General features: G+C 64.1%; 2 protein-coding genes and 1 pseudogene. All 3 read left to right on the top strand.

Translation table 11 applies throughout. The annotated features are described in order from the left end of the window. Positions 1 to 325, top strand: a pseudogene (locus tag IV113_RS22215) (hypothetical protein); the annotation flags it as partial. 70 nt (positions 326 to 395) lie between these two features. Continuing rightward, positions 396 to 854: a cache domain-containing protein gene (locus tag IV113_RS22210; protein ID WP_291089703.1), complete on the top strand. Its 459-nt coding sequence runs from the start codon at positions 396 to 398 to the stop codon at positions 852 to 854. A 39-nt stretch (positions 855 to 893) separates the two neighbouring features. After that, positions 894 to 1,645: MCP four helix bundle domain-containing protein (locus IV113_RS22205; RefSeq protein ID WP_291089700.1), on the top strand; the 752-nt coding region annotated here is incomplete at its 3' end.

Below are 1,645 nucleotides of genomic sequence, written 5' to 3'. Positions count from 1 at the left end.
GAGCCTGAAGGAGCAGGCCAGCCGCCTCACCGAGGTCATCAAGATCTTCCGCATCGACTCCGCACAGGCCTACAGCGCGCCAGCGGCGGTGGCGGTCTCCAAACCTGCCAACACCTTCAAGCCGGTGGCGCACAAGCCGACCAGCCTCAAACCCGTTGGCCCCAAGTCGACCAGTCCCAAAGCTGCTGCGCCCCTGGTCGCGACAGTGGTGACGCCCATCGAGGCTGCCAAACGCTTGCCCGCACCGGCACCCGTTGCCCGCCCTGCGCCCGTTGTTCGCCAAGCCGTGGCGGCCGGCGAAGAAGGCGACTGGGAAAGTTTCTGAGCCCTCCGGGTTGAGCCGCTGATGCGGCCGGCCTCTTTTTGCCAACCCTCTCCACCGTCAGGACCACCCCATGAAACACATCCGCAACACCCTCGGCGCCTGCGTGGCCGCCACCTTGCTCGCCATTTCGTTCAGCGCTCAGGCTGACGCCACCGCCGAAGACGCCACCGCCATGGTCAAGAAGGGCGTGGCCTTCATGAAGACCAACGGCAAAGACAAGGGCCATGCCGAAATCAGCAGCAAGGAAAGCCAGTTCAAGAAGGACGACCTCTACCTGGTGGTCTACGGCCTGGACGGCACGGTGCGCGCCCATGGCGCCAACGAAAAGATGATCGGCAAGAACCTGATCGAGCTCAAGGACATCGACGGCAAGCTGTTCGTGAAGGAGCGCGTTGAGCTGGCCCAGAGCAAAGGCACGTTCTGGCAGGACTACAAGTTCACCAACCCCACGAACAAGAAGATCGAGCCCAAGGCCATGTACTGCGAGAAGCTGGAAGACGCCGTGGTCTGTGGCGGCATCTACAAGTAATCGCTCGCCGTTGACCATTCCCACTGCCCCGGAGCCGACATGAAACTGAGCCACAAGCTGATCCTCGCCCCGGTGATCACGGCGGCCGTGGTGCTGACCACCGGGCAGCTGAACACGTATTTTTCGGGCCAGTCTTCTGTGGCCAGCAGTGCCCGGTTCACCCAGCAGCTGGCGCAGCTGCAGTCCCTCTCCGATGTGCAGGACCAGGTGGGCCGCATGCATGTGGAGGTGTACCGGCTGATGACCATCATCGGCTCGGTGGAAGAGGCCAAGACCGTGGCTCTGCGCAAGGCCATGGCAGAACAATCGCAGGGCGTCCAGCGCGAGCTGGGCGTGCTGGCTGAGAAAGCACCGGCCGACAGTCCGGTGCGCCAGGAGCTGCAGACCGCCACGGTCCAGATTGACGAGTTCCTCAAACGTTCGGACTCGGCGATCGACCTGGGGTCGGTGGACCCGAACACCGGCGTGGCGGCGATGCAGGGAGCCGATGAGGCGTATGCCAAGCTGGCCAGCTCATTGGCGGCGGTGAAGCAACAGATGAAGGACGCCTCCACGGCCGCGGCCACGGCAGCCAATGATGAGTCGAGTCGGATGAACTGGCTGCTCACGCTGCTGTCGCTGGTGGCTGCTGCCGTCGTGGTGGCGGTGGCCTGGGTGATGTTGCGCCGGGTGGCCGAATCACTGGTGCACGCGGCCCATGTGGCGCGCGAAGTGGCTGACGGCAACCTCGATGTGGACGTGCAGACCACGCGCAAGGACGAGCTGGGTGATTTGCTCAACGCGCTGGGAGC

This window comes from Hydrogenophaga sp., from assembly GCF_018780385.1.
In the GTDB taxonomy this organism is placed as follows: Bacteria; Pseudomonadota; Gammaproteobacteria; order Burkholderiales; family Burkholderiaceae_C; genus Hydrogenophaga.
The sequence above is the reverse complement of the archived record's forward strand: the minus strand, read 5'-3'. Positions and strand labels throughout refer to the sequence as shown.

Coding starts and splice junctions, on each gene's coding strand:
- IV113_RS22210 (WP_291089703.1), top strand. CDS start 396: ATGAAACACATCCGCAACACCCTCGGCGCCTGCGTGGCCGCCACCTTG.